Annotated in this window: 23 protein-coding genes, 3 tRNA genes and 1 pseudogene; 17 read left to right on the top strand and 10 right to left on the bottom strand. The window is 50.5% G+C overall.

Annotated features, from left to right (window positions below; genetic code table 11):
• The first annotated feature begins 540 nt into the window (after positions 1–540).
• The 5 genes from CAP48_RS09160 (at position 541) to CAP48_RS09180 (ending at position 4,623) form a co-directional block, all read left to right on the top strand.
• Positions 541–1,449, top strand: a complete 909-nt coding sequence (locus tag CAP48_RS09160) for a LysR substrate-binding domain-containing protein (protein ID WP_161495225.1) — start codon at positions 541–543, stop codon at positions 1,447–1,449.
• Positions 1,450–1,798: 349 nt separating this feature from the next.
• Positions 1,799–3,013, top strand: a complete 1,215-nt coding sequence (locus CAP48_RS09165; RefSeq protein WP_100695761.1) for a CaiB/BaiF CoA-transferase family protein — start codon at positions 1,799–1,801, stop codon at positions 3,011–3,013.
• Positions 2,997–3,446: a hypothetical protein gene (locus CAP48_RS09170; RefSeq protein ID WP_100695763.1), complete on the top strand. Its 450-nt coding sequence runs from the start codon at positions 2,997–2,999 to the stop codon at positions 3,444–3,446. Before CAP48_RS09165 ends, CAP48_RS09170 begins: the two co-directional genes overlap by 17 nt.
• 46 nt (positions 3,447–3,492) lie before the next feature.
• Positions 3,493–3,840 carry a MaoC family dehydratase gene (locus CAP48_RS09175; RefSeq protein WP_100695765.1) on the top strand — a complete coding sequence of 116 codons (348 nt, stop codon included), beginning with the start codon at positions 3,493–3,495 and terminating at the stop codon, positions 3,838–3,840.
• A gap of 9 nt (positions 3,841–3,849) precedes the next feature.
• Positions 3,850–4,623, top strand: coding sequence for a citryl-CoA lyase (locus tag CAP48_RS09180; protein ID WP_100695767.1), 774 nt, complete (start codon positions 3,850–3,852; stop codon positions 4,621–4,623).
• 122 nt (positions 4,624–4,745) lie between these two features.
• Here the strand turns inward: CAP48_RS09180 and CAP48_RS09185 are convergent, their stop codons facing one another.
• A complete protein-coding gene (locus tag CAP48_RS09185) occupies positions 4,746–5,804 on the bottom strand; it encodes a tripartite tricarboxylate transporter substrate binding protein (RefSeq protein WP_100695769.1) in 1,059 nt (352 codons plus the stop codon).
• Positions 5,805–6,193: 389 nt separating this feature from the next.
• On the opposite strand from CAP48_RS09185, the gene CAP48_RS09190 reads away from it, so the two are divergent.
• Positions 6,194–7,000 carry a transporter substrate-binding domain-containing protein gene (locus CAP48_RS09190; RefSeq protein ID WP_100695771.1) on the top strand — a complete coding sequence of 269 codons (807 nt, stop codon included), beginning with the start codon at positions 6,194–6,196 and terminating at the stop codon, positions 6,998–7,000.
• A gap of 49 nt (positions 7,001–7,049) precedes the next feature.
• Here CAP48_RS09190 and CAP48_RS09195 read toward each other — a convergent pair whose 3' ends face one another.
• Positions 7,050–7,970, bottom strand: coding sequence for a LysR family transcriptional regulator (locus tag CAP48_RS09195; RefSeq protein ID WP_100695773.1), 921 nt, complete (start codon positions 7,968–7,970; stop codon positions 7,050–7,052).
• A gap of 131 nt (positions 7,971–8,101) precedes the next feature.
• Here CAP48_RS09195 and CAP48_RS09200 point away from each other — a divergent pair, with 131 nt between their 5' ends.
• The 3 genes from CAP48_RS09200 to CAP48_RS09210 are packed head-to-tail and all read left to right on the top strand — an operon-like array spanning position 8,102 to position 10,589.
• Positions 8,102–9,088, top strand: a complete 987-nt coding sequence (locus CAP48_RS09200) for a tripartite tricarboxylate transporter substrate binding protein (protein ID WP_242444373.1) — start codon at positions 8,102–8,104, stop codon at positions 9,086–9,088.
• Positions 9,089–9,137: 49 nt separating this feature from the next.
• Positions 9,138–9,851: a PIG-L deacetylase family protein gene (locus CAP48_RS09205; protein ID WP_100695775.1), complete on the top strand. Its 714-nt coding sequence runs from the start codon at positions 9,138–9,140 to the stop codon at positions 9,849–9,851.
• A 24-nt stretch (positions 9,852–9,875) separates the two neighbouring features.
• A complete protein-coding gene (locus CAP48_RS09210) occupies positions 9,876–10,589 on the top strand; it encodes an RraA family protein (protein ID WP_100695777.1) in 714 nt (237 codons plus the stop codon).
• 394 nt (positions 10,590–10,983) lie between these two features.
• On the opposite strand, the gene CAP48_RS09215 is transcribed toward CAP48_RS09210, so the two are convergent.
• From CAP48_RS09215 to CAP48_RS09230, 4 genes are read right to left on the bottom strand one after another with little or no spacing between them, the layout of a single operon-like run.
• Entirely contained in the window at positions 10,984–11,754 is a 771-nt protein-coding gene (locus tag CAP48_RS09215; protein ID WP_100695779.1) for a fumarylacetoacetate hydrolase family protein, read from the bottom strand.
• 15 nt (positions 11,755–11,769) lie between these two features.
• Entirely contained in the window at positions 11,770–12,201 is a 432-nt protein-coding gene (locus CAP48_RS09220; protein ID WP_100695781.1) for a nuclear transport factor 2 family protein, read from the bottom strand.
• Positions 12,198–13,166 (bottom strand): TauD/TfdA family dioxygenase, encoded by a 969-nt coding sequence (locus CAP48_RS09225; RefSeq protein WP_242444374.1) that lies wholly within the window; start codon positions 13,164–13,166, stop codon positions 12,198–12,200. The genes CAP48_RS09220 and CAP48_RS09225 overlap by 4 nt, the downstream gene beginning before the upstream one ends.
• On the bottom strand, positions 13,132–14,307 hold the full coding sequence (locus tag CAP48_RS09230) for an alpha-hydroxy acid oxidase (protein ID WP_100695785.1): 1,176 nt from the start codon (positions 14,305–14,307) through the stop codon (positions 13,132–13,134). The genes CAP48_RS09225 and CAP48_RS09230 overlap by 35 nt, the downstream gene beginning before the upstream one ends.
• A gap of 185 nt (positions 14,308–14,492) precedes the next feature.
• Here CAP48_RS09230 and CAP48_RS09235 point away from each other — a divergent pair, with 185 nt between their 5' ends.
• Positions 14,493–15,407: a LysR family transcriptional regulator gene (locus CAP48_RS09235; RefSeq protein WP_161495226.1), complete on the top strand. Its 915-nt coding sequence runs from the start codon at positions 14,493–14,495 to the stop codon at positions 15,405–15,407.
• 53 nt (positions 15,408–15,460) lie between these two features.
• Here CAP48_RS09235 and CAP48_RS09240 read toward each other — a convergent pair whose 3' ends face one another.
• From CAP48_RS09240 to CAP48_RS09265, 4 genes are all read right to left on the bottom strand, one after another.
• Complete coding sequence (locus tag CAP48_RS09240) at positions 15,461–16,504, bottom strand: D-isomer specific 2-hydroxyacid dehydrogenase family protein (RefSeq protein ID WP_100695789.1); 1,044 nt, start codon at positions 16,502–16,504, stop codon at positions 15,461–15,463.
• Positions 16,505–16,614: 110 nt separating this feature from the next.
• A complete protein-coding gene (locus tag CAP48_RS09245) occupies positions 16,615–17,595 on the bottom strand; it encodes a tripartite tricarboxylate transporter substrate binding protein (RefSeq protein WP_100695791.1) in 981 nt (326 codons plus the stop codon).
• A 1,057-nt stretch (positions 17,596–18,652) separates the two neighbouring features.
• A tRNA-Pro gene (locus CAP48_RS09260) sits at positions 18,653–18,729 on the bottom strand.
• A gap of 93 nt (positions 18,730–18,822) precedes the next feature.
• Entirely contained in the window at positions 18,823–19,191 is a 369-nt protein-coding gene (locus CAP48_RS09265; RefSeq protein ID WP_153045672.1) for a hypothetical protein, read from the bottom strand.
• 576 nt (positions 19,192–19,767) lie between these two features.
• Between CAP48_RS09265 and CAP48_RS09270 the strand changes: the two genes are divergently transcribed.
• The 7 genes and pseudogenes from CAP48_RS09270 to tpiA all read left to right on the top strand — a co-directional run bounded on the left by CAP48_RS09270 (position 19,768) and on the right by tpiA (position 25,354).
• A tRNA-Leu gene (locus tag CAP48_RS09270) sits at positions 19,768–19,855 on the top strand.
• Positions 19,856–19,876: 21 nt separating this feature from the next.
• Positions 19,877–19,966 (top strand) — tRNA-Ser (locus CAP48_RS09275).
• A gap of 609 nt (positions 19,967–20,575) precedes the next feature.
• Positions 20,576–21,817, top strand: a complete 1,242-nt coding sequence (locus CAP48_RS09280) for an MFS transporter (RefSeq protein ID WP_100695799.1) — start codon at positions 20,576–20,578, stop codon at positions 21,815–21,817.
• A 372-nt stretch (positions 21,818–22,189) separates the two neighbouring features.
• Positions 22,190–22,548: pseudogene (locus CAP48_RS09285) on the top strand (STAS domain-containing protein); the annotation flags it as partial.
• On the top strand, positions 22,545–23,399 hold the full coding sequence (locus CAP48_RS09290) for a universal stress protein (RefSeq protein ID WP_100695801.1): 855 nt from the start codon (positions 22,545–22,547) through the stop codon (positions 23,397–23,399). The pseudogene CAP48_RS09285 and the gene CAP48_RS09290, both read left to right, overlap by 4 nt.
• A gap of 156 nt (positions 23,400–23,555) precedes the next feature.
• Positions 23,556–24,533, top strand: coding sequence for an NAD(P)H-quinone oxidoreductase (locus tag CAP48_RS09295; protein WP_100695803.1), 978 nt, complete (start codon positions 23,556–23,558; stop codon positions 24,531–24,533).
• Between the two features lie 68 nt (positions 24,534–24,601).
• On the top strand, positions 24,602–25,354 hold the full coding sequence (gene tpiA / locus CAP48_RS09300; RefSeq protein WP_100695805.1) for a triose-phosphate isomerase: 753 nt from the start codon (positions 24,602–24,604) through the stop codon (positions 25,352–25,354).
• Positions 25,355–25,367: the final 13 nt, after the last annotated feature.

The raw sequence follows: 25,367 nt of genomic DNA on the forward strand, positions 1-25,367 counted from the left end.
GTTTCGTCTTTAATTAAACGTATGGTCAGGCGAAACACTTTCGTGTTCTCAGGAGTTTTCGATTGACTCGACCCTTGCGGATTACGTGAACCGATTTACTACACGGATTTTTTAGTTGGTTGATCGCCTATGCTTGATCATGGCTTCCATTTGTGAAAATCGTCTTTCAGAACCTGACACCGCTGTACGCGTGGATTATGCGGATTTGCAGTACTTCGTCGCTACGATCAAGAATCAATCGGCTGTGCGAATAAGAGTGAACTTTCCATTGCATCGAATTGCTTTAAAAGTCTGGTATGCCGCTTCAAAAGAATCGCAAGTCATCGAAAAGACATTCAGAAATAATCATCAGCATGAATTGTTGCGTGCTCCGATAGAGCACGCGATGGAGTTCTACAAGAGGCATTGTGACCTGTATTCAGGACATATGAATCAGAATGACAACAAGCGGCCGGCCTTCGCCAGCCTATAGGTAATATCATTTATTGCTGATCGTGTCATCGCCAGTTATAGTCAGTTTTTGATTTGATGGAGCGCCCTATGAATCGTCGTTCATTGCCACTGAACGCTTTGCGTGCTTTTGAGTCTGTGGGGCGCCATCGAAGCTTTAGTCTGGCGGCCGATGAGCTTGGGGTGACGCATGGCGCAGTAAGCCGTCAGATCGGCATGCTGGAGTCTCTGCTCGGGCTGCGCCTATTTCGCCGCAGCCAACCCATTGAACTGACAAATGAGGGTCAAGCGCTTTTTTCTGGCGTGGGGCCAGCGTTTGACCGTTTGTCCGCAACCGTGGACAGTTTAATGAGCCCCAGTGATCACACGTTGCTGGTCAACGCACCACCGACCTTCACGATGAAATGGTTGATCCCTCGGCTCTCGGTATTTCAGCGTCGACACAGTAAAGCGGAGATTCGCTTGACTACCAGTACCGTAGGGATACGTTCCCTCAAGCTGAGCGATTTCGATGTGGTTATAAGAAGGCTCCCCAAAGCTGCGTCAGAGCTGTCGGCGCATGCGTTTCTGTCTGGCAAACTCGTTGCGGTATGTGCACCGGAACGACTTGAGACCTGTCCGGTACTATGTGCAGAAGACATAAAAAAGCATCGGCTGATTGAAGCCAAGAGTAATGAGTCTGTATGGACGCAATGGTTCGAGCAGGCCGGCTGCGTGAAGCCTCCTTCGGCCGATTTTCTAAAATTTGATGAAATGTTTTACGTGGTGCAGGCGGCTTTAGAGGGGCTGGGCGTGGCACTGGTTCCGCTTTCGCTTGTTGCAGATGATCTGGCGGCAGAGAATCTGGTTCTTGCATTTGATGGGCCCGATGTGAATGCTGTCGATTATGCCTATATCGTAACGCCTGGCGGCCACGGTCGCCCCTTGCTCAATGCGTTCTGTTCATGGCTGTCAGAAGAGGGTGCAGCATCCAATCAATTTTCCCGTACGGTGATTTAGATATCCCGTACCGGGCTCCGCATCGTTGACCCTCGGGCGGGGCGCAACGTTCATCAACGACCTTTATCAAGGGACTGCTGGTAAACCAATCAGCCGCTCCCATCCCAATTCTTGTCAGGGTTATACAAGCGGCTTTGGCAAGCAAACATACGCACCCTCATGCGCCAACGCGTCGGTGCTTATTCGGCGTTAGAGTGCCACCTGGCTACAGCAGGCAAGCCACCTATGTTGTGAGATTAATGCACATCTGTCGATTTTTAGTCGGTTTACGATCGGCTGCTGTCGGGTGCATCATAACGACACATCATAAGTTGTATGCCGTAAAAAAACTAACATGTCCGGAGCTAATATGCTAAGTGATTTTCGAGTGCTAGATCTGACCTGGGTACTGGGCGGGCCGTTTGCCAGTCAGTTGCTCGCCCAGCTTGGCGCGCAAGTGATAAAGGTAGAACCGTTGGAGGGCGACCTGTCACGCAGAGTGTCCAGTCACTCGACGGTCTTTGAAGGAGATTCCGGTTTTTTTCTTTCGGTAAATCGCGGCAAATCAAGTATTGCATTGGATTTGAAATCCGAACAAGGCCGCGAAGTTTTATATGATTTAGTGCGGCAGTCCGATGCCATTATTTACGGCTTTGCGCCTGATGTGCCAAAACGTCTGGGTCTGGATAAAGAATCCTTGCTGGCCGTCAATCCCAAACTTGCGATCGGCCAATTGATCGGCTTGCACGACAAAGGTCCTTATGCGAAGGCGCCCGCTTTTGACCTTGTCGTGCAAGCCATGAGCGGCGTCATGAGCATTACGGGCAACAAGGACGCCGAACCTGTTCGGCTCGGCTATCAGGCCGCCGATCTGACCGGAGGTTTGTATCTGGCTCTCGGTTGTGTGGCTCTCATGCTAAAGGCATTGAAATCCGGTCACGGCGACCTTCTGCAAGTGTCTTTGCTCGATTGCCAGCTTGCCATGCTCACTTGGCAGGCACAGAACTATTTTATTTCAGGCGTGATTCCAACGGCCAATGGCGCTCGTCATTCCGTTATTGCACCCAGTGATATTTATCCTTGCGCCGATGAGCAATTTATTGCCCTGTCTCCAACGGGCCAGGCGTTTTGGGAGAGGTTCTGCGAGACGATTGGACGTCCGGACCTTGCCATTGACCCCCGATTTGATCATCCGGTTCGCCGCATCGAGAATGTGGAAAGCCTGACACAAGAGTTGAACGAGGTCTTTCAATCGAAAAAGGCGTCTGACTGGGCAGAACATTTATTTGAACAGAGAGTCCCGGCGGCGCTTGTAAACAATATAGAGCAGGCGACCTCCCAGCACTTGGCGCATGAACGCAACATGGTCGAAGAGCTGACACATCCCAGGACGCAGGCCATGCTTCGCTTTCTTGGCAACCCTTTTAAATTCGACGGGTCGGAACCCGCTTCCTATCCCCCGGCGTTTGGCGAGCATACGCGCAAAATTCTGTCGCAGGTTTGCAGGTATGAAGCCGGCCAAATTGATCAACTGATACAAGCCAATGTTATTTTTCAAGGAGAAGTGAATGACCAGACCGAGTGATGTGAAACCAAGGGAAGGGGAGCTGCCTGCCGCGTTGTACAACGATTGGGTAATAGGACAGGAGTTTGATGCGCTGCCCTTTACTATCACGCAGGATATTGTGCAGGAATATATATCCGTTGTGAATGCGGATAGGGAAAACTATGTGATTGATGGCAGGCAGGCGGCGCCACCGAATGTCGTGCTGGTATACATGATGGCGGTAATGTATCGGAAGTATCCGCCGCAACAAGGCGGGATCATGATTGGAAATACGATTGAGTTTCATCATCCCGTGTGGGCCGACGAGGATACTGAGGTCGTAGGAATGGGACGCGTTACCGACAAGTACGAACGTAAAGGGCTCAAGTATATCAAGTACGATGTTCAGTTCAAGACGCCCGATGGCGTGCTGTTGGTAGCGGTAAACCACACGTCAGCTTTCCCCAATTAATCAAACCGGATGTCAATACTATTTAACCGCTTTAAGGTGACTGAAAATGAGTAATCAAGAACTGCAAAAAACCGTCAAACAGACGCAGGCACTGTTTGACAACTATGGCATTCTCAATGGTGATAATGATATTTTGCATTACGACGATGCCTATGCCAAGGAGCGAGGATTTCGTGGAACGCTGGGGCATGGCCTGATGTATACCGCGTATGTTTGCGATCTTGCCGCGAAAAAATTCGGCCGTGACTGGCACTATCGGGGCAGGCTCACCGTAAAGTATGTCAGAGGCGTATGTCCGGGTGATGAGTTGGTGACCACGATCACTGCGGACAATCAAGTGCACTGCAAGTCGCAATTTGAGACGACGCTTGTCGGTTCGGTTGGTCTTGCCTGAATCACAATCATGCACACATCCGCCAAGCAGCCGTACACTCGCACGGGCGCCTCGTCTCCCAAAGACGTCAGGGTGCGAGGCCGCGATCTGGTTAACGACTTGATGGGCGCCGCCAGTTTCACGCAGATGCTGTATTTTCTGACTTGCGGCCGTATGCCTACTGAACGTCAATGCGCCGTTCTGGACGCGTGTCTGGTCACACTAATGGAACATGGCCTGACGCCTTCTGCGGTGATTACCCGACTCATGACCATGAGCGTTCCCCAGGAGCCGCAGGTTGCCGTGGCTTCCGGCTTGCTGGCTATCGGTAGCGTTTACGCCGGCACCACAGAGCAATGTGCGACGCTATTGCTACAGATTGAACAGCGAGAGAAAAGCGGGGAAAACCTGGATGCGGTATTACACGACATCGTAGGCCGGTATAGGCAGGATAAGCTAGTGCTACCCGGTTTCGGGCATGCGACGCACAAGCCTGATGATCCCCGTTCGCTCAAGCTGTTTACGATCGCGTCTGAACTGGGTTGTGCTGACCGGTATGTGCGATTGGTTAAGCACCTGGGTAGCGAGGTGGACCGACAATACGGTCGGCATATCACGATTAACGCCACAGGAGCTATCGCCGCACTATTATTGGAGATTGATATTCCGGTTGACGCCATAAGAGGGTATTCCGTTGTGTCGCGAGCAGCCGGGCTAGTCGGCCATTATCTTGAAGAGCTTGAAAATCCGTCCGGAAAAGCGATATGGGCGGCTGCCAGACAAGCCGTTCCGTATCAGGAATAGGCAAAGCCACTTGAAAAATGAACAAAGCCTGCATCCTTCTTCCAGGGATGCAGGCTTTGTTCAAGACAGTCACATGCCATGTGCAATACTCAAGCGTAAGTCATACATATGGGTTTTTCTGGTTATTGAGACTTCGCTAAGCCGGCACGTTTAATGACGTCGCCCCATTTTTTCATATCGGATTTAATCAGATCGGAAAACGCTTGCGGGGTACTGCCGATCGCTTCACCGCCAATGGATGCCATGATCTTCTTTTTCACTTTGGGGTCGATCACAATGTTGTGTATTGTCGAGCTCAAGCGGTTTATGATCGGTTTCGGGGTTCCAGCTGGTGCGACAAGCCCATACCATACTGATGCCTCATAGCCGGGAAGGTTGCCGGCCTCTGCGACTGTCGGTATTTCCGGGTGGCCGGAAAGGCGTTGGTTCGATGTCACGCCAAGAATACGAACCTTTCCTGTTTCGGAAAAGGGCAGCAAATCATTACCGAAAACCACTTGGATAATGCCAGAGGATAGATCGGTGTTGCGCGCTGATGTTGCTTTATATGGAATCTGTAGCATATCGATCTTGGCCATATCATTAAAAAGCTCCCCGGCCAGATGCGACGACGTGCCGTTTCCCGAGGATCCATAGTTCAGTTTGCCAGGCTTCTGTTTTGCCAGCTTGATAAGATCTTGTACTGAAGTAACAGGCAAATCCATATTCGTGCCAAGAAAGAAGGGTGTCGATGCGACAACGGTAATCGGCGCGAAATCCTTGACCGGATCATAGTGGATTGTCGGCATAATGGTCGGATTGATCGACAAGGTGGTTACCGTTGCCATCAGTATCGTGTACCCGTCAGCCGGTGCTCGGGCGACAGCCTCGGCGGCGAGCGCCGTACTGGCGCCTGGACGATTTTCCACGACGATCGGCTGCCCCAGCTTGGTGGCCAGCTGCTCGGCCACGATACGCGAGAGGGTATCGGCAGCCCCGCCAGCCGCATGTGCCGACACCAATCGGATGGGTTTGCTTGGATAGTCCTGACCAAGAACGGTACCTGCGTGAACAGCCAGAATGCAGGCTACGGCTAATTTAGGAAAGGTCGACGTGATCCGGCTGGGTATATCATTTTGATTGCGCATCGGTCTTCGGTTCTCCAGTAAACGGCTACGTTTTAATAACGCGCTGATTTCCATATACCATGGGCTATTGTTGACTAGTTGCTATGGTAAGGAGCACGGGCGCAGCCTGCAAACGAATTTTATGCAGTCGCATGTCAGTTTTTTGCATACCGCTTAGCCGTTACGGCCGGATCCAACATGGTTTAGCGATTTTCAGGTTTTGCACGCTCACTTGAAGGCTGCCCGGGATTGATCGGCATTCATCGAAATTTATTGTTTTGACACGGAGAATCCCAAATATCCCTTATGGAGTCATGAATTCATATCACAGATATATTATTTTCGAATTTTACAAATAAAAAAAATACTGAGACTATGGGCAGTTGCAGCCAAATGCGCGACTTCGGCTGTTCAAAGTTGGTCAATCGTCAACGGCAACACCCATTAATTACTGTGAGACAAATATGTATAAATTTTTAAGAAAAGGCGCACTCTGGTTCCTCGGAATCCATTTGTTTTTAAATGCTGGCATTGTGTTGGCCGATGCGCATACGGCAACCCAAAGCGTTATTGCGCCTTCCGGTACTCTTCTGGTTGGCGTCTATCGCGGTAGCCCTAGTTCTATCATTGAAGGCGCGACGACCGAAGAAAACAGGGGGGTAGGCCACGATTTGGGGAAACAGTTTGCTGCAGACCTGGGCGTACCATTTCGTGCTGTTATCTTTCCCAATAATGCGGGGCTGCTTGACGCACTTAAGAAAGGGGAGGTTGATTTCAGTGTCACCAACGCAACGGCAGCTCGAAAAAAGATTATGGACTTTTCGCCAACCATTATGGACGTTGAAAAAAGTTTCCTGGTAGGACCAGATTCTGATTTTAAATCCCTCGAAGACATTACCCGTTCAGACGCGGTGGTCGGTGTAAGCAAAGGCAGTAGCACGGCAAAAACTCTAACCGACCTTTTCCCAAAACTACAGATCCGGGAAATAGGCACATTAAAAATTGCCTCAGATATGCTGAAAAATTACGACATAGACGCATTTGCCACGAACAACGCCATACTTTATGAAATGTCAGATGCTATACCGGGTGCCAGAATATTGCCAGGCCATTGGGACATGGAACATTTTGCCGCAGGCATACCAAAGGGTCGGCGCCAAGGGCTGCCGGCGCTGCAAAAATTTGTTAACGATGCGCAGGGTGATGGGCGGATAGCCAAGGCCATTGAACGCGCTGGTTTACGCGGGACTCTTGCGCCCAACAGCCAATAAAGACACATGGATCATGCCTGCACTGCATGCGGTATAGCCCACTGTTGAGTCATGAACGAATAGGTTTAGTCATTTGCGCGTGATGGCTATCAATACAATACTCCCGGAACAATTCCAGAGAAGGGATGTTTCTGTTGACGGCGGTGGCCATTACAATCCGTGAGTTGACTTGCGCACCGGCAATACTGCGAAATGCTACACCCGGCGGGCTGCTATTTCTGTAGATACTGGGCACGATGGATATACCCAATCCGGCAGCGACCAGCGCCAGCGTTGTGCTGTTTTCCCGCACTTGTTGCACAATCTTTGGAACAAATCCTGCTGCAGTGGCGATGCTGGAAATATGTTCGAACAGACCACAACCGAGCGCACTGGGAAATAAAATAAAATTCTCGTGGGCCAGACTGTCGATATGTACGGGGTCATTAACAGGCACGTGTTGCTGCTGAGCCGTTACCAGAACGAGTTCGTCCTGCCATAAATCCATGGTCTGAATACTGCGTGGCGGCTGAAAATTGAGCGCTGGTCGCAAAAAACCGATATCAATTTCATTGTCGTTCAGCGCAATGATCTGTTCCCCTGTAGACATATGCCGAAGATCAATTTCAATTCCCGGGTAAAGATTCGTGAACCCCTGGATCAGTTTAGGGAAGTGTTCAAACAGCGGCACCGAAGCCGTAAATGCCAACCGCAATTTTCCAACCTTGCCGTCCAGCGTCCAGGCACATAGCGCTTTGGCGCCGGCATAGCGTTCCAGGATGGCCATTGCCTCGCGATAAAAAAGCCGGCCTGCATGGGTTAGAGCAACCGAACGGCGGGTGCGCTCAAACAGCTGCACATTCAGATCTTGTTCCAGCAACTTGATCTGCTGGCTCAGCGGGGGCTGGCTAATATGCAGACGCTGTGCAGCTTTGCTAAAGCTGAGCGTCTGAGCCACTGCCACGAAGTAATTAAGCTGCCTGAAATCCATGTTATTCGAAAAACATATAAATATGAGATTTAAATAGTATTAGACCATATAAGTCAACTGCCGGACAATGTCGATTGCTCGATCCATCGTCATTGAGACAAGCGACTACATTAAAAATCAGGAGACCCAATATGAATATCCCTAATCTGAGCAAGCGCATGTCGCTTACGGTTGCCACCGTGTTCTGTATGACCGCCATGACAAGCGCCATAGCCGCTGCCGAGTACCCAGAAAAGCCCATCACAATCGTGGTGCCTTATTCGCCAGGAGGCGGCGTTGATATTGTCACTCGTATTGTGACCAAGGCCATGTCCGATGAGCTAAAACACCCCATCATTGTCGACAATCGCCCGGGCGGCGGCACGAATATTGGCATGGGCTACGCAGCCCGGGCCAAGCCGGATGGCTACACCCTGTACATGGCTTCCAATACCCTGACCACGAATAAAGCCCTGTACTCGAATCTGGGCTTTGACCCCGCAGCCGCTTTCGCACCAATCGGAAAAATCGGCGATGCGTCGTTGATTGTTGTCGTTACCAAGGACGCGCCATTCAAAACCCTGGGCGAGCTGGTGAAATATGGCAAGCAGCATAGCGGGGAACTGTCTTTCGGTACAGCTGGCACCGGCAGTTCGGGTCATATGGCAAGTGAATTGCTATTGCGCAAGGGCGGGTTTCAGGCGTTGCATGTTCCATATAAAGGCGGATCTCAGGCCATTACCGACCTGCTGGGTGGACGTCTTTCGTTCATGGCAATCAATCCGCTGGAAGTGATTTCTCATATCAAATCCGGTGCGTTGCAAGCGCTTGCAGTGCTGAACGACAAACCTACCGTCTTGCTGCCTGAGCTGACCACTGCTGAAAAAGCCGGCGTACATGGAGCCAATGCAACCGTATGGTGGGGGCTGGTCGCTCCAACCGGCACGCCCGATGGGGCAATACAGAAACTGAATGGTGCGCTGAATAATGCATTGAAGAAAGAGGAAATTATTCAGAGTCTGGCCAAACTTGGTGCGACACCCGCAGGCGGCACGCCTGCGCAATTTGCCAATTTCCTGAAAAAGGACGCCGCATCCATGGCTGAACTGGTCAAAAGCGCGAATATCAAAGTCGATTGATTATCTTCGGCATATTTTTAACTTACAACGCATTTTACGGAAACAAGATATGCAACAGAAAACCGCATTGGTCATCAGCGCCCATGCCGCCGATTTCGTGTGGCGCGCAGGCGGTGCCGTCGCCCTTTATGCCAGCCGGGGTTGGAACGTCCATATTTTATGCCTGTCATTCGGTGAACGTGGAGAGTCGGCAAAAATGTGGAAGGACCCAACCATCACGCTCGAAGCGGTCAAGCAGGCACGTCGCGCCGAAGCGCAGAGCGCTGCCAGTATTTTGGGCGCCTCGATCGAATTTCTGGATTGCGGCGACTATCCACTTCGGGTCAGCGACGAGATACTCATGGGTATCGCCGACCGTTATCGGACGCTAAGGCCAGAGTTTGTGCTGACACACTCATTTCGCGATCCTTATAATTTTGACCATCCATTTGCTAATCACCTGACGCTGGAAGCCCGCGTTATTGCGCAAGCGCATGGGCATAATCCGAGTGTTCCGGTTATTGGCGCGCCGCCTGTCTTTTTATTTGAACCTCACCAACCAGAACAATGCGAATGGAAGCCCGAATTTTTCCTGGATATTTCATCTGTATGGGAACAAAAATATGAAGCGTTCAAAACTATGGACGCGCAGGAGCACCTTTGGGAATATTACACGCGTGTTGGGCAGCAGCGCGGGGCACAGGCATCACGCAACAGTGGCCGGAAAATCAAGTATGCAGAAGGCTACCAGTGTGTTTACCCTCGCGTCTCGGACGCTTTCTGACCGCACACCTTCAGGAGAACACAAATGACAATGGTCAATACCACTTTCGACCGACCCGCAGCAGAACAGATTGAAGCAGCCAAAACCTTTGCCGCCTCTATCATGGCCGATGCAGCCGGGCGACGTGGCGCACTGGATGGCCGTATTCAGCCACTTGCCCCGCATATGCAACTGTGTGGTCCGGCTTTCACGGTCGAGGTTCGCCCAGGCGATAACCTGATGCTTCACGCGGCGCTGGTGCTGGCCCGCCCCGGCGATATATTGGTCGTAGACGGCCAGGCCGACACCCGCACCGCGCTGATGGGCGAGCTCATGTGCATGCACGCAGTAGCAGCGGGCCTGCAGGGCGTGGTCCTGGATGGCGCCATACGTGACCGTGGCGAACTGCGTGATGGCAATTTTCCGGTGTTTGCCTGCGCCAGCAATCCCAATGGGCCGACCAAGAATCTTGCCGGCCGCATCGGACATCCCGTGTCGGTCGGTGGCGTCACCGTCAATGCCGGAGACCTGGTGTGCGCGGATCTGGACGGCGTGCTGATTGTTCCGCGGCAGGACATTGACAGCGTATTAGCGGGCGCAAGAAAAAAAGTCCAGGTCGAACAAAAACGCAGGGATGATATCGCCAAGGGCAATCTTGTCTATGGCTGGCTGGAGCAAGCGCTTAAAGATGTGGGCGCGCTTTCAAAGGATGATAGTTTAGCTTCGCTTGTCGAGGCGTTTACTCCGAAAGGCAATTGATTACTCACGGTTTTGCTTCGGTTTGACTGGGTATGTATTCGAGATTTACTTCCCTGGCCGCGAACCAGAATGCCTCGTTGGGCGAGTTCATCGACGAGGAGGCTGCAACGCTATCGCACGCTTCGATGCCAAGTCCACTTTTTTGATCTGGCTTTTCGCTTTATCAGTCTGTCCCCATAGCGCCCAATTCAATTGGAGCGCTATGCAAACGCATGCTTTAGCCGTTTTTAAGAGAAGCAAGGTCAATCACGTACCGATATGTCACGTCGCTTTTGAGCATGCGCGCATAGGCGGTGTTGATATCCTGGATTGTTGGAGGACTGGTGGCCTCGTTATCTGGGATTTCATCTGTATTACCCGAATCGACCCGAAAAGGCAGCGGCGTTATCGCTGGTTATTGAGGCTTTGCGTTATCGTGGCTAAATTTATTTCGTAAGGTTCCAATTCCGCTGATTTCAACTTCTACGACATCACCGGGTGCAAGGTCAGGGGAGTGGCCATCCGTACCCATCCAGATAACATCTCCGGGATAAAGAGTGAGATATTTCGTCATTGCGCTAATAAATTGGGCGACCCCAAAAAGCATATTGTTAGTGGCGAATTTAGAGGTAACGACATCATTTACTCTTACCGTCGTTGTTAAGCCTTCAAGATTAAGCTCCGTTTCTATCCAGGGGCCCATAGGCTTGAAAGTATCGCTATTCTTTGCACGCCAAAGGGTCCGATCCTCTCGCTGCCAATTGCGTTCGCTAACATCGTTACCGATGGTGTAACCTAAAACGTACTGTAGCGCATCTTCTTCGCTTATGTTTTTTGCCTGACGTCCGATTACAACAACCAGCTCGCCTTCATAATGTATTGTCCTTGCATCAGAAGGGATCACAACGGGTACATTATGGGCAATCAGCGCGTTATTGGCGCGATAACCAATATCCGGCTTGGAAGGAATACGAGACGGATCCTTGATATGATCCACATAGTTCAGGCCTACGCAATAAAATGTTTGAGGAACGACCGGGACTTCCAATTTCACTTTTGCAAGAGGAAATTTTTTGCCTGTGACTTTGTGCTGAGTGAAGGGCGTACCACTTATTTCACTCACATATTCCCCTTCGAGAATTCCGTAGACAACCGTATCATCCTGTCGATATCTTATCCATCGCATGTTACTGTCCCCACTCTATTGATCAACTGCTGAAAATGAAGGTGCATCACTTGCGAGATGATAAATTCGCCATCCATCTGGTGTATGACGAAGCCGCGCACGTGTTGTTCTAATATTGGCGACACCATTCAATGGGGCCGAGCCGGTTATTTGTTTACCGCTATCGTGACGAACGACCAGCATGTAGCAAGTCACGGTGATGCCATCATTGACTATTTCAGAAAAAAGATTCGTCAATAAATGATGAATGTGTAGTGTGTGCGAGCGTTTCTCCAGAGCCTCAATAATTTCATTTTTACTCGTCAGGTTGCGGCCCTGACGTTCCCAACTGCCGTCGTCAGTCATAAGGTCAGCCAGCTGGCTGTATCTGCGCTCGTCAAGATATCGGAAAAACTGAACAAGTATATTTTTAGCGGCTGCTGCGCCGGCATCAGATTCGAATTTCACTTTTTATCGTCCTTGAGGGATAAATGACTATTTACAGATGTCATAAAGGACGGGTCAAACACTTTATCGGCCTTTATCTGGCAACGTTTAATAAGACGATGCTCTTCCGGTTCATAGTCTGGTACCGCATTATGCAACGTACCGATGTGGTCCCACATAAGCACATCGCCTTCGCTCCAGTCATGTACATATTGATATTTCGCTTGTAGTTGATGCTCAAATAGAAAATCGAGTATGGCGTTACTCTCTTTTTCAGAAAGCTCGTTGATGCGCACAGCGTAACCAGGATTGGCGTATAACACCGGTTTACCCGTGATCGGGTGGGTGAGAAACAAAGGGTGCCTGGACGGGGGGCGTTTTGCGCGCTGTTCGGCAGTGAGCGCCGGCCGTGGACTATCCGAGCGTTGCCGCATCTCCTCCCAGAACTTATTGAAATCATGAGTGACAGTCGCATCGGCCAGTCTTTGCACGAATGCTATTGGCAAATCATCATATGCGGCGTGCATATTGGCGAAATGTGTTGAGCCGAGGGCGCGATGGTTTCTGTGGGGAATTTTTAAAGCATAGAGGACATTCGCGAATCCAATGGTGGCGTTATAGGACATATCAGTATGCCAGTCCTGGCCAGCGTCAGCCAATCCTATCGGCACGCCATTCTCCACAATATTCGAAAGAATCCCTACCTCCGGAACATTTGGGTCACAGAACTTTCCAGTAACCGATGTTTGTAATCCACCAAATCGCTCAGAAAATGCTTTCAGTTCGATAGCATTAAGTTTTTGCTGAGGGAAATGCAGTACGCCGTAGCGTCCCAGGGACATGACAATTTGCGAAAAATCCATGTCACTTAATGGATTTGACAGATCGATTCCTCGTACCCTTGCTCCAAGGGTGGAGCCGGTTGGACAAACATCCACTATACAGTCCTCCTTATGACGATAATATTGAATTGCTAGCGCTTGCAAGACAGGATTTATCCAGAGCGGATAAATTTGGCCGGCCAAGCAGCCCCATGACTCTAAGTAATTCTTCATGTAGCAGGGCAAGCACGTGTTCTGCTCCAGGTTGTCCGGAAGTAGCAAGCCCGTATAATGTTGGGCGACCCGCAAGTACTGCTGACGCGCCAAGAGCAAGTGCCTTGGCAATATCGCTGCCTCGTCGAATATGACCGTCAATAAGTACAGGGACTTGCCCATTGACCGCATTGACGACTGCAGGAAGTGCTGAAAGCGGCGCAACGGAACAATCCAGCATGCGACCACCATGATTGGACACAATGATTCCGTCAACGCCAGACTCAATTGCTAAAACTGCGTCCTCCGGAGAAAGAACACCTTTAATCAGAAGAGTACGAGGCCAGATTTTTCGAAGCTCACGTAGGTCTCGCCATGTAAGGGCATCTGTTTTTTTCATTGCCTTACCCATGGGTTTGGCTACGATACTGTTGCGCATGTCAGGCGGATAATTCTCGTATTTCGGCATTCCTGTTGTTGCCATATATCGCGCCAGGACGTTAAAAAGCCAGCCGGGCTTTTTCATTACATCTATGACATTGCGCCTGGAAAATCTGAATGGAACCGTAAATCCATTTCTGACGTTGTACTCTCGATTCGAGTTGACTGCCGTGTCCACCGTTACGACTAATGCTTCGTAACCGGCGTTTTCCGCCCGGTGTACCAAGCCATAGGAGGCCTGTTTATCTGGCCACATGTACAATTGGAACCAAAGATTGCCCCCAGCTTTTTCTGCGACATCTTCCATTGAAGTCAATGAGCCAGTTGCTACGGTGAAAGGTACACCGGCATTTGCAGCAGCACGGGCCAATGCGATTTCTCCTTGATACCACATTAACCCTGCGGCTCCAGTCGGTGCTATAGCAAAGGGAAACGCCCATGGTTTGCCAAACAATGACAAGCTTGCCTGACGAGCTGAGACGTCGATTAATGTGCGCGGAAGCAGCTTTAGTGAGGTGTAAGCACGTCGGTTGTTCTCCAAAGCAACGTCGTCTTCTGTACCCCGATGGACGAATTCAAATAGACCTTTGGGCAGCCGGCTTCGGCTGGCTTCGCAGTAGTCTGCAATATTAAGAAAATCATTTCGGTTCATTAGTATCCGTACTCTTAATGGTTCGTCCAAATGCCACGCGTAAATACGAAATGTACGATGTTAGTATTCGCTACATACATGATAAAATTTTCAACGTCTGAGTGAAAAATTTATTCTATCGGTCGCTTTGATAGGCGGCAAGGTAGCATTCGGAAATTAAGTATTTCGATTAAGGAATGAACACAATGAACGAAGTGACGGCCATGCGTGTTTTTTTGGAGGTTGCACGACGTAAGAGCTTTGTCCGAGCCTCAGAACATTTCAATATTTCACCTGCGGCTGCCAGTAAGTATGTTAGTTGGCTTGAGCGCTCATTGGGTGCGCGTCTGTTAAATAGAACGACCAAACAAATGAGCTTGACCCCTGCGGGCGAGCAAGTCATTGAAAGCGCAAACGACGTATTGCAAGGCATCGAAGATATGAAGCAGGCCGTAAAAGGTCTTTCTAGTGGACTTGATGGCGTGGTCAGAGTAGGCGTTGCTCCCTATTTTGGGGCCTATCGTTTCGTACCGATAGTGGCAGCGTTTTGTAAACAATACCCTGACATTAAGATTGACATTAGTATTTTATCAAGGCAACGTATTGATGCATTTGTATCCGAAGGGTTGGATTTTGGCATTGTAATTAGTCCGACCTTGCCTGATGCGAGTCACGTCGCTTATATGTTAGGACGGCTTCCGCAAGTAATTGTCGCTGCACCGTCGTATTTGCGCGATAAAGAACCTATAACGCGTGTGCAGGACCTTGCTCGGCACGACTGTCTCATTAACGTATATAAGTCCTCTGCCGGGACCTGGCGTTTTGAAAGTGATGATGGGCTCATCACTGTACGCGTGAAGGGGCCATTGCGCTCCAATATCGGAGAAATATTAAAGCAAGCTGCTGTTGAGGGAATGGGGATTTCAATTCATCCACTTTATATGGTTGCAGATGAATTGAAGAACGATCAGTTAGAAATGGTTTTAGCCGGTGCTCAGCCTGAGATGCTGCATATTCACGCAATATATTCAAAGTTAGGGGCAGTCCCCAAACGCGCCCGTGCATTTCTTGAATTCATGAAATGTTGGATGCAACAGCATCCTGAATGGCCGGACAATTAACGCAAGGGCGAACCAGCAAACCGTAAATTGCCCAGCAAGATCGTTACCTTGTGCTATATGTGTTCCATTACTTTGCCCGCCCGTCGCATCAATTGTTCAGATATTTCCGGGTTTAGTAAACGCTCAGGCAGCTTGCCTAAAGCCAGACTAATGAAGCTGTCAGCAGCCATATTTGCGACTCTTTGACGACTCTCATGTGTCACGCCTGCAATATGGGGACTGGATATTACGCGAGCATGCTTGAGCAAGGGATGCGTTGACGAAGGCGGTTCTACATCCCATACATCAAGCCCTGCTCCAGCGATATGGCCCGACTCGATTGCCTCCAGCAGATCCTCTTCATGATGGATACTTCCTCTGGCTGTACTAATAAATATACTCCCGGCTTGCATTTGTAAAAAATTCGCTTTGTTCATTATTTCGCGGGTTTCTTCAGTTAACGGGCAGTGCAATGATACGATATCTGCCTTCCTTAGCAACGTTGCGAGTTCGACTTTTTGTGCTCCACGGGACATGCATGTTTCAACGTCAAGATAGGGATCATAAGCCAGAATCTTGCAGTCAAAAGCAGTCCGGAGAATGCTTGAAAGGCGCGTTCCAACGTGGCCCAGGCCGATTAAACCAATTGTTCTTCCCATTAGTTCTCGTCCCATGTATTGCTCACGGCGCTGGATTTGACCGGTGCGTAGATCAACATTACCTTCAGGGATGCGCTTGAGCAAAGTGAGCATCATCCCCAAAGTGTGCTCAGCCACGCCTTCAGCGTTCCCTCCTGCCTGATTAACGACTGCGACATCAGCTGCAGAGCACGCTGATACGTCTATGGTGTCATATCCGGCTCCATAGCTTGCTACTAAAAGTAAAGAGGGCATTCTGGCAAGTAGCTCTTTGGTCACGTGCCATTCACGTGGGAGCTCGTCACGAGCAGCCCGCGCGTAATAACCGTGGCAACTGGCGAGTATTTTCCAATTGTATTGCGCGCCATCTGAAAATTGCAGCTTAATGAGCTCAATACCATCTGTGGACTGAAGTTTATCGACAAATGACTGATGCATCGGTCTTTCAAAATATGCAACTCGAAATATTTTGCTGTTCATTGATTTTTGTTACCTCTTTCCACGATAAGGTCTGGCAAGGCTGAGAGACAAAAAAGTTGTAAAGTCCATTTTTTTCAAATGATCGTTTTATAAATTCAATCGTTCGTTATTCAAATGACAGACCTTTTTTTCAGAAGTTCTGTATAAATATCTATTTCTTTTTGCAGGGTTTTGCGAAGCACGTCAGGCCCCTTTACATTAAGTTCCATGCCTTGTTCGTCCAGGCTTTTCTTCACATCTTTCGCGTTCTCGAGTTTTAATAATTCTGTGTATAGCTTATTTATTACAGCAGGTGGTGTTTTGGCCGGCGCAAGGACGCCTTGCCACGATATTGATTCAAATCCTGGCAATCCGCCTTCCGCAACCGTTGGCGTATCCGGTGTAGCCCGATTGCGCTCAAGTCCTGTTGTTGCCAATAAAAGGATTTTTTTATTAGATATATATTCTCCAATTCCGACTAACGAGGTGAGCATCATATCCACTCGTCCGCCGAGCAGATCTTGTATAGCTGGGCCTGCACCTTTGTAAGGAATATGGAGCAGCTCAATACCGGCCGCTTCCTGAAATGCTTCTCCAGTTAGATGCTGACTTGATCCTACTCCTGACGAAGCAAAGTTCAATTTTCCGGGATTGGCTTTTGCATATGCGATCAGATCTTTAACTGAGTTGATTTTCAGTCCCGGCCTGACCAGTAATCCGAGCGCTTGTTGGGTAATTAGCGCAACAGGTTCGAAATCAACTAACGGATCCCAAGGCTTTGGTTTCGTTATCATTGAATGTATGACAAACGCATTTGTTCCAAATAATAAGCCATATCCATCTGGATTGGCATTTTGTACTGTTCGTGTTCCAATCGCCGTGCCGCCGCCTGCCTTGTTTTCAACAACGATCGACGTACCCAAATTTGTACTCAGATTTTGCGATACCAGTCGTGCAACCAGGTCTGTGGATCCTCCGGGGGCGTAGGCAACAATCATTCTTACCGGGTGTGAAGGATAAGTTTCGGCTTGTGCGCCGAAGGTTGCGCACACTGCTGCCAGGCCAGCAGATCTGATGATGAATTGTCTCCGGGAAGTACTGTTTACTTTCATTTGATTATTCTCGTCTATGTTTTTCCAAATTAAAAATCTCGACTGACGATCGTAAATGTCATAGCCTTAATCTTGTTTAATCCATGTCATAAAATTTTCAAACAGCGTGTTGCAAAGCCGATGAGAATTTATTTGATTTTCGGTTAAGTCCCTTAACGCGATTTGAGAATTGAGGATATGGGGCAATGTTTCGTCGTGAGGAAATAGACTTTCTATTGTCTGCAAACAATGACAGGGTCACAAGCCACCTACGGAAAATTTATCTTTCCATATAGGAAATATTGAACTGAGAAAAACTCATTCTCAAGTATTAATAGATTTGGCGAAATGATGGCTGGGCTATACTGAGAAATAGGCTTTCCATGAGCAGTTGATTAGCTCGCTGAGTAAGACTTCGGTCAGAACATATTTGTTAAAAACCACGAATAGCGTTTTATTACGCACGCGATGATATGGCCATACTGGCTATCACAGAATGGCGGTTCGATACCGGGCCAGTATGGTGGGAATTCAAAATCAATCCGCATTCAGATCCGCCGGTTCCGGTTTTTGTTGTACCAAGCGTGTATGCAATGCGGTACAAATCTGCGCGTGTTGTTGCATGTATTTCAGTCGCACAGCCCATTGTTGAATCATCGCGAGACCTGAATAAGGGAAATGTTTTTACTGATTGGCCAAACGAAAGGCGAAGATAAAACGGATGTGAAAGTCTGGCGTAGAAGATCTGCATGGCCATGATCTTTGGCATACCGTCGGTATGGGACTTAGCCGGGATGGAGTAGGGGAGCGCACTTCAGATGTAATTCTGTCGCACAGCAGTAATTACAGAAATTCGCATTATTATGCGATCGGGCAGCTGCGTGAAATTTATGATGTGTTGGGAAGGATTGCCCGCCCAAGTGAGGATGAAAAAACGGTCAACCTGCATGCGATGATCCGCCAGGCGCTGATCAGGTACGCGAATCGAGTCCCGCAAAAGTCCCGCAGATACGAAAAAGTCGTTTAAAGAACTGAGCTCTTTAAACGACTTAAGTGTTTGATATCACTAATATTTTTGTGGTCGGGACAGTAAGATTCGAACTTACGACCCTCTGGTCCCAAACCAGATGCGCTACCAGGCTGCGCTATGCCCCGACGTGTTCACTAAATCAGCGAAGAAAAGGATATTAACATAGACTCCGGTTTAATGGCAAGTGGGGTGTGCCTTAAAATCGACACATTCAACATCTAGCGTTGCTGTTTGTTGCGCATTTGCTCCAACCTGCGGTTGGCGCCTTCCATCCCCCGTTGAGTCCGTGTGTAGGAAGAGCGGCTTGGGGCCCGTCTGTTGTTCCAGTTGTTGCGATCATGATCGCGTCGGTTGCGCCAGTCGTTACGCTTTCGCTCACGCGCCGCGTGTTTTCGTGCTTCCTTGCGACGATCGTTGCGTCTGTAATCAACATTACGGTATCCGCTATAGCCACTTCCATAGTAGCCGCTGCGTGAACCATAACCGTCGTAACGATCCGAGTAACGTCCGTATCCGTCGCCCGCATAGCCAACGCATCCAGTAAGGGCGCCGATTGCCACTAAAAGTACGACCAATATTTTCCTCATATCGACCTCCAGATTGAATATTGCTTCTCTGATTTCATTGTTTTCGATCGCCCAAAAAATTTTAAAGTGACCCCAAAAATTTTCAACCACGGCATATCGACATACTGTTCCATTGATTATCGCGCTTATTGCGTTACAAATGTGTTTCTGAAATACGACAGATGCAAGGGGGCGGTGTTGTACTGTTACAAACAGTCCAGATATCTTGTACATTATTGATATTTAGGAGAATATTTAGTAATTGATCGTAATGTCTCCTACGTTTGCAATCTCTAATATAGAGAAAGGAGGTCGCGCTTCTATCAGCGTTGCTTCATGGGCAACGAATCGCAAGCAAAAAGGGCGGCGTCCAGGGATCGCGTTCATAACGATTGAAATAGCCCGCCTAACACTTCCATTGCGGTATGCGTTGTAGACACTCCCTGAGGTCACAGCGGTCATGTCATGTAGGCGAGGCAAGGTTTGTCGCATGGATGTCACTAACGGCTGATCCTATAACGCGTTTTGTACAATTTTATGGCCGGTGTGTAGACGCCTGTAAATTAGATGTGCTATATTCTCGTTTCTCCAGTTCACGCACTCGTGGTGAAATAGGTAGACACAAGAGACTTAAAATCTCTCGGGCATTGCGCCCGTGCCGGTTCGATTCCGGCCGAGTGCACCAGAGATGGGTCTCGCATCAACAGGAAGCTTGGCAGAGCGGTTGAATGCACCGGTCTTGAAAACCGGCGAAGGGTTAAACCTTCCGTGAGTTCGAATCTCACAGCTTCCGCCAGATTTCTATGCTTACTCGTGAGCATAAGTAAACACCCCGTTAATTCATTGAATTGCGGGGTTTTTTCTTGCCCGGTCGGCGCAGGTGTGTGACACTTTTCATTTGCCAAGGCGCTGTTTCGTTGATCTGATGCCTTGGTTTCTTACCAAAAAGCGCTTTCGCGTGACAGACATTGCGTGGCGCGCTTCTGTCATCGTGACGGTTGTATCGGCGCGCGCCCGGCTCGGCTTCGCTTTCGGTGGCAAGCCAGCACGGATGCAGGGGGCGATAAATCGTGATCGTGCTGGCTGCTATCGGACTGGATAAGCAGAATTTTTATGTGTATTTTCTACGTATGAATCTTTGATCAAGGTCCCACGCGGCGCTTACTAAGCACGGCGATTGCGCTGCAGGATGGTTCCTTTTAGGCTCAAGAATTTTTATTTTACGTTTCGGTTTTTGTCCTGTTGTGGCGTTTCGGCGTTAAGATCTTAATAACTATAAATAATAGTTTAATTACCAATTGTAATAAGTAAGCTTGCCAGGTCAGTTGTCGCGCAATTCCTGCCATTCCGGTGCAGGTCGTGATTTTGACCGAATACTCAATTCAGAAACCGACACACCATTGATATGAAATCCAACGACGTCGCCTCCAATGATTCTTCTATAGTATTTCCAGAAAGCGTTCAACGCGGCAACATCTGGCGGTTGGCCATTGCCCAGGCTTTGGCGGGTGCCAATTCAGTGGTGGTGTATGCCACCGGCGCGATCATTGGGGAAGCACTTGCTCCCACACCTGTGCTGGCAACGTTGCCGATTTCCATCTTCGTGGTGGGGATGGCGGCTTGTATCCTGCCGATGGGGAAAATCGCCCAGTGCTACGGGCGACGCGCCGCTTTTATGGCGGGAACCGGTGCTGGAGTGCTCACCGGCCTGCTGGCCACGCTTGCGGTCATTCAAGGCTGGTTCTGGTTGTTTTGCCTGGCTACGTTTTTCGGAGGTGGTTACGCGGCCGTGGTGTTGTCGTTTCGTTTCGCTGCTGCAGACGGCGTGGAAAAAGCCAAGCGCGCGCGGGCCCTGTCGCTTGTTATGGCCGGAGGGGTAGTTGCCGGGGTCATCGGACCCCAGCTTGTGACCTGGACCATGGATATATGGGACCCGTATAAATTCGCCGCAACATTTCTTGTGCAGGCGGCGGTTGCTGCGTTGTCTGCGCTGCTGTTGCTGGGCGTTAAGCTGCCCATGCCTACCTTGGCAGAGCAGGCTGGAGGCCGGCCGCTATCGGTCATTGCGAGGCAGCCTCGGTTTATCGCTGCGGCGATCAGCGGCGCAGTGGCCTACATGTTGATGAATTTTTTGATGACATCGGCGCCTCTGGCGATGCATCACAGCGGTCATTCCCAGGCATCTGCCAATCTGGGCCTGCAATGGCATGTGATTGCCATGTACGCGCCCAGCTTCTTTACTGGCAGTTTGATTGCCCGCTTTGGGGCCAGTTCGGTCGCGGCAGTGGGTTTGCTGCTAACCGGTATTTCAGCGGTTGTCGGGCTTGGCGGTGTCGATGTTATGCACTTCTGGGCAGCCCTGATTCTGCTGGGGTTGGGCTGGAACTTCGGGTTTTTGGGTGCATCTGCTTTGGTTCTGGAATGTCACCGGCCAGAGGAGAAAACTCGCGTCCAGTCACTCAATGACTTTATTGTTTTTGGGTTGATGGCTGCGGGGTCATTTTCATCGGGCGGCTTGCTAAATGCCTATGGCTGGAATACGGTGCTCTGGGTGTCTTTTATTCCGCTGCTGCTCGCCGTTGTTACGCTGGCGCTGGCCAGACGCACGAACGCTTCCGCTTTCAGCGTTCAGCAAGAAAGGCAATAGCGGGAACGACGTGTTTACCGCAAGCCGCAGTTGGCTGCATTTGCTGACGGGCCTCATTGGCAAGACGATGAGGGACCGATGTTAAGGGCAGTCGTTAAGGGCAGTAGGGGAGATATTAAGGTTTGCCGTTAGCATTGGCTGTTAAGGCTTGTAGTTAAAGGCGATAATTGGCAAAGCCTGGTAAAAAAATGTCAGGTAAAGGCACCCCAGGCACGTAATTTCAGGTAACACATGGCTGCATACCCGCCGGCGTATACTCAATCGTCCGACTTTTTCTCGCCTCAGACTGTACTGTGTGATGCATGAATGATCGCATGCGCGCTTGCTGGTGTGTCGGGAGTCGTCTTTTGTTGCCGAGGCGGGGCGGGCCAGTCGCATAAAGTGGCGCGGGTGTTGAGTGTCACTTCGATCAAGTCCGACATAGCTGCCTGCAGAACCTATCGGGTCGCCGGCCGGTGTTTTTTGCGTCGGCAGAATCGTTCATTTCAACGTTTGGCTTTCGCGAAGTGATTGATGAGGTTACCATTGATCTGCGTTCTGCGCGATTCTGGGACGTCACAGCGGTTAGTGCACTGGATACCGCCATACTCAAGTTCAGGCGTGAAGGCGCTCAGGTTAATATCGAAGGGCTGGATCGGGCCAGCGTTACGCTGGTGGATCGCCTTGCGCTTCATAACAAACCCGAAGCGCAAGGCGGGCGGGCGAACCATTATAGAGGGGGCCGCGAATGAAGAAAATTATTGCATGCGTCAATGGTGCCGCGCATACGCTTGCCGTGTGTGATTCTGCGGTTTGGGCGTCGCGGCATCTGAATATCCCGATTGACTTTTTGCATGTGTTGGACACGCATCAGGAAAGGGTGTCAATCGTCGACTTGAGCGGCGCTATCGGTTTTGATGCGCATGATGTACTGTTGGATCAATTGAGCGAGCTTGATGAGCAGCGCAGCAAATTGGCCCAGTTGCATGGCAAGCATATTCTGGATGCGGGTAGAGCTCGCGCAGCAGCCAGCGGAGTGACAGCGATCGAGACACGCCAGCGACATGGTGCGTTGGCAGAAAGCCTGCAGGATCTGCAGGATGAGGCGCGCTTGATAATTCTGGGGCAGCACAGTCAAGGCAAGCGTGGGCATCATCGCTATTTTGATCACAAGGTGGAAAAGGTGGTCAGGTCGGTTGATGTGCCGGTATTGGTCGTTTCCGAGTCGTTCCGTAAGCCTGAAAGTTTTCTGATTGCGTTCGATGGCAGTACCACGGCGCGTAACATGGTCCAGCGCCTGACCGACAGTCCGCTGCTGGCCGGGCTGAAATGTCATGTGCTGTATGTGGCGGAGGAAACGCAGCAGGCCGAGCAGCATTTGAACTGGCTACGCACAACGCTTGCTGCCATGCAGTTTGCGCCCGTCGTTGCCCGGTCTCCCGGCGAGCCCGAGACCATCATCGTGGACTATATCTCGTCCAATAATATTGATCTGCTGGCCATGGGCGCCTATGGGCATTCCCGGATTCGGGAATTCATTGTGGGGAGCCTGACGACAACGCTGTTAAGAACAAGCCCGGTGCCTGTGCTTATTATGCGCTAACAGGCGCATGGGACTGCGCAAGTCATGTCGGCTTTCGTTTATTTGTGAGATTGGTCCTGTCATTCGGGCACACACAGGTTTCGACGTTAAAATCCGTGAACAGCAGTAAAGCGTGATGTTCGCGCATATGACTCATTATTTTTGCAGGAGAGACAAATGAAGGCAGTTGAGATTTCAACCCCTGGCGGACCCGAAGTGTTAAAGCTGGTGGAGCGCGAGAAGCCCGCGTTAAAAAAGGGAGACGTCCTGATTCGCGTTACAGCCGCCGGCATCAACCGACCGGATGTATTCCAGCGCAAGGGTTCCTACCCACCGCCGCCGGGCGCTTCTGACCTGCCGGGGCTGGAAGTGGCCGGTGAGATTGTAGAGGGTGACGTCAGTGGTACTTCATTGAAAATCGGTGATCGCGTTTGTGCGCTAACGCCAGGCGGTGGTTACGCGCAATTTTGTGTCGCGCCTGCCGGCAATTGCCTGCCCATCCCGGAAGGCTTCAGTGATGTGCAAGCCGCTGCGCTGCCAGAAACCTTCTTTACCGTCTGGACCAATGTCTTTGACCGTGGCGCTCTGTCCGACGATGAGGTGTTGCTGGTCCATGGTGGCGCCAGTGGTATCGGTACGACAGCGATTCAAATTGCGCGCGCGCTCGGACATCAGGTTTTTGTGACGGTGGGAAGTGATGAGCGCGCAGCTGCGGTAGAGGCATTAGGCGCGACCAAGGCCATCAACTACAAGACCCAGGATTTTGTTGAAGAAATCAAAAAACTGACTGATGGCAAGGGTGTTGATGTCGTGCTGGATATGGTTTCGGGCGAATATATCAATCGCAATATCCAGTGTCTGGCCGATGATGGCCGGATTGTGATTATTGCCCAGTTGGGTGGAAGCAAGGCCACGATAGATACGGTACAAGTGATGCGGCGGCGTCTGACCATTACCGGCTCCACGTTGCGCCCGCGCAGTGTCGAGTTTAAGACACAAATCGCGCAGGCGCTGCAGGAAAAAGTCTGGCCATTGCTGGCTTCGGGCAAAATCCGTCCCGTCATTCATGCCACTTTCCCGCTGGCGCAGGCGAGCGACGCTCATGCCATGATGGAAAAGGGCGAGAACATCGGCAAGATCGTTTTGACATTTTAAGTTTCCTTTTAGAAATGAAAAGGTTATAATCTCTGGTTTTGTTAAAATCCCTTTTTTCCGAGGAAAATATGAGTGTGCGTCGGCGTCTGGTTATTGGGAACTGGAAAATGAATGGCAGCAAGGCTGAAAACCAGCAACTGCTTTCGGATCTGGTCAAATTGCAGAATGCCGCTGCGGTCAATGAGGCTGCGGCAGAGCTGGCTGTATGCGCGCCTTTTCCTTACCTGCAACAGGTGGCCGACTTGCTTGGACAGAGTAGTATCGGCTGGGGCGGGCAGGACGTCAGCGAGCATGATAAGGGAGCGTATACCGGAGAAGTCTCCGTTGCCATGCTGGCAGAGTTCGGTTGCAAATGGGCAATCGTGGGCCATTCCGAGCGACGTGCGTATCATGGCGAGAGCAGTGATACCGTTGCGCGCAAGGCCGCCGCAGCAATTTCCGGAGGGCTGACGCCGGTGGTATGTGTTGGCGAAACGCAATCCGAGCGCGAAGCTGGCAATACGCTGCAGGTTATCAGTAGCCAGCTCGAGCCGGTGCTGGCGCTTGGCGCCGATGCGCTCAAGAAAATGGTTCTGGCTTACGAGCCCGTCTGGGCCATTGGTACGGGATTGACGGCTTCGCCGGAGCAGGCTCAGGAAGTGCACGCGCATATTCGCAAGTTGCTGGCCCAGGCCGGGGCCCCCGAGCAACGCATACTGTATGGCGGCAGCGTCAAGGCGGCCAACGCTGCAAGCCTGTTTGCCAACGAAGACATTGACGGTGCGCTGGTGGGCGGTGCTTCACTGGTTGCCACCGATTTTCAGGGTATTGCCAACGCATAGCGGCCTGGTGATT

The sequence above is a fragment of the Advenella sp. S44 genome, from assembly GCF_002810445.1.
Lineage (GTDB): Bacteria > Pseudomonadota > Gammaproteobacteria > Burkholderiales > Burkholderiaceae_B > Advenella.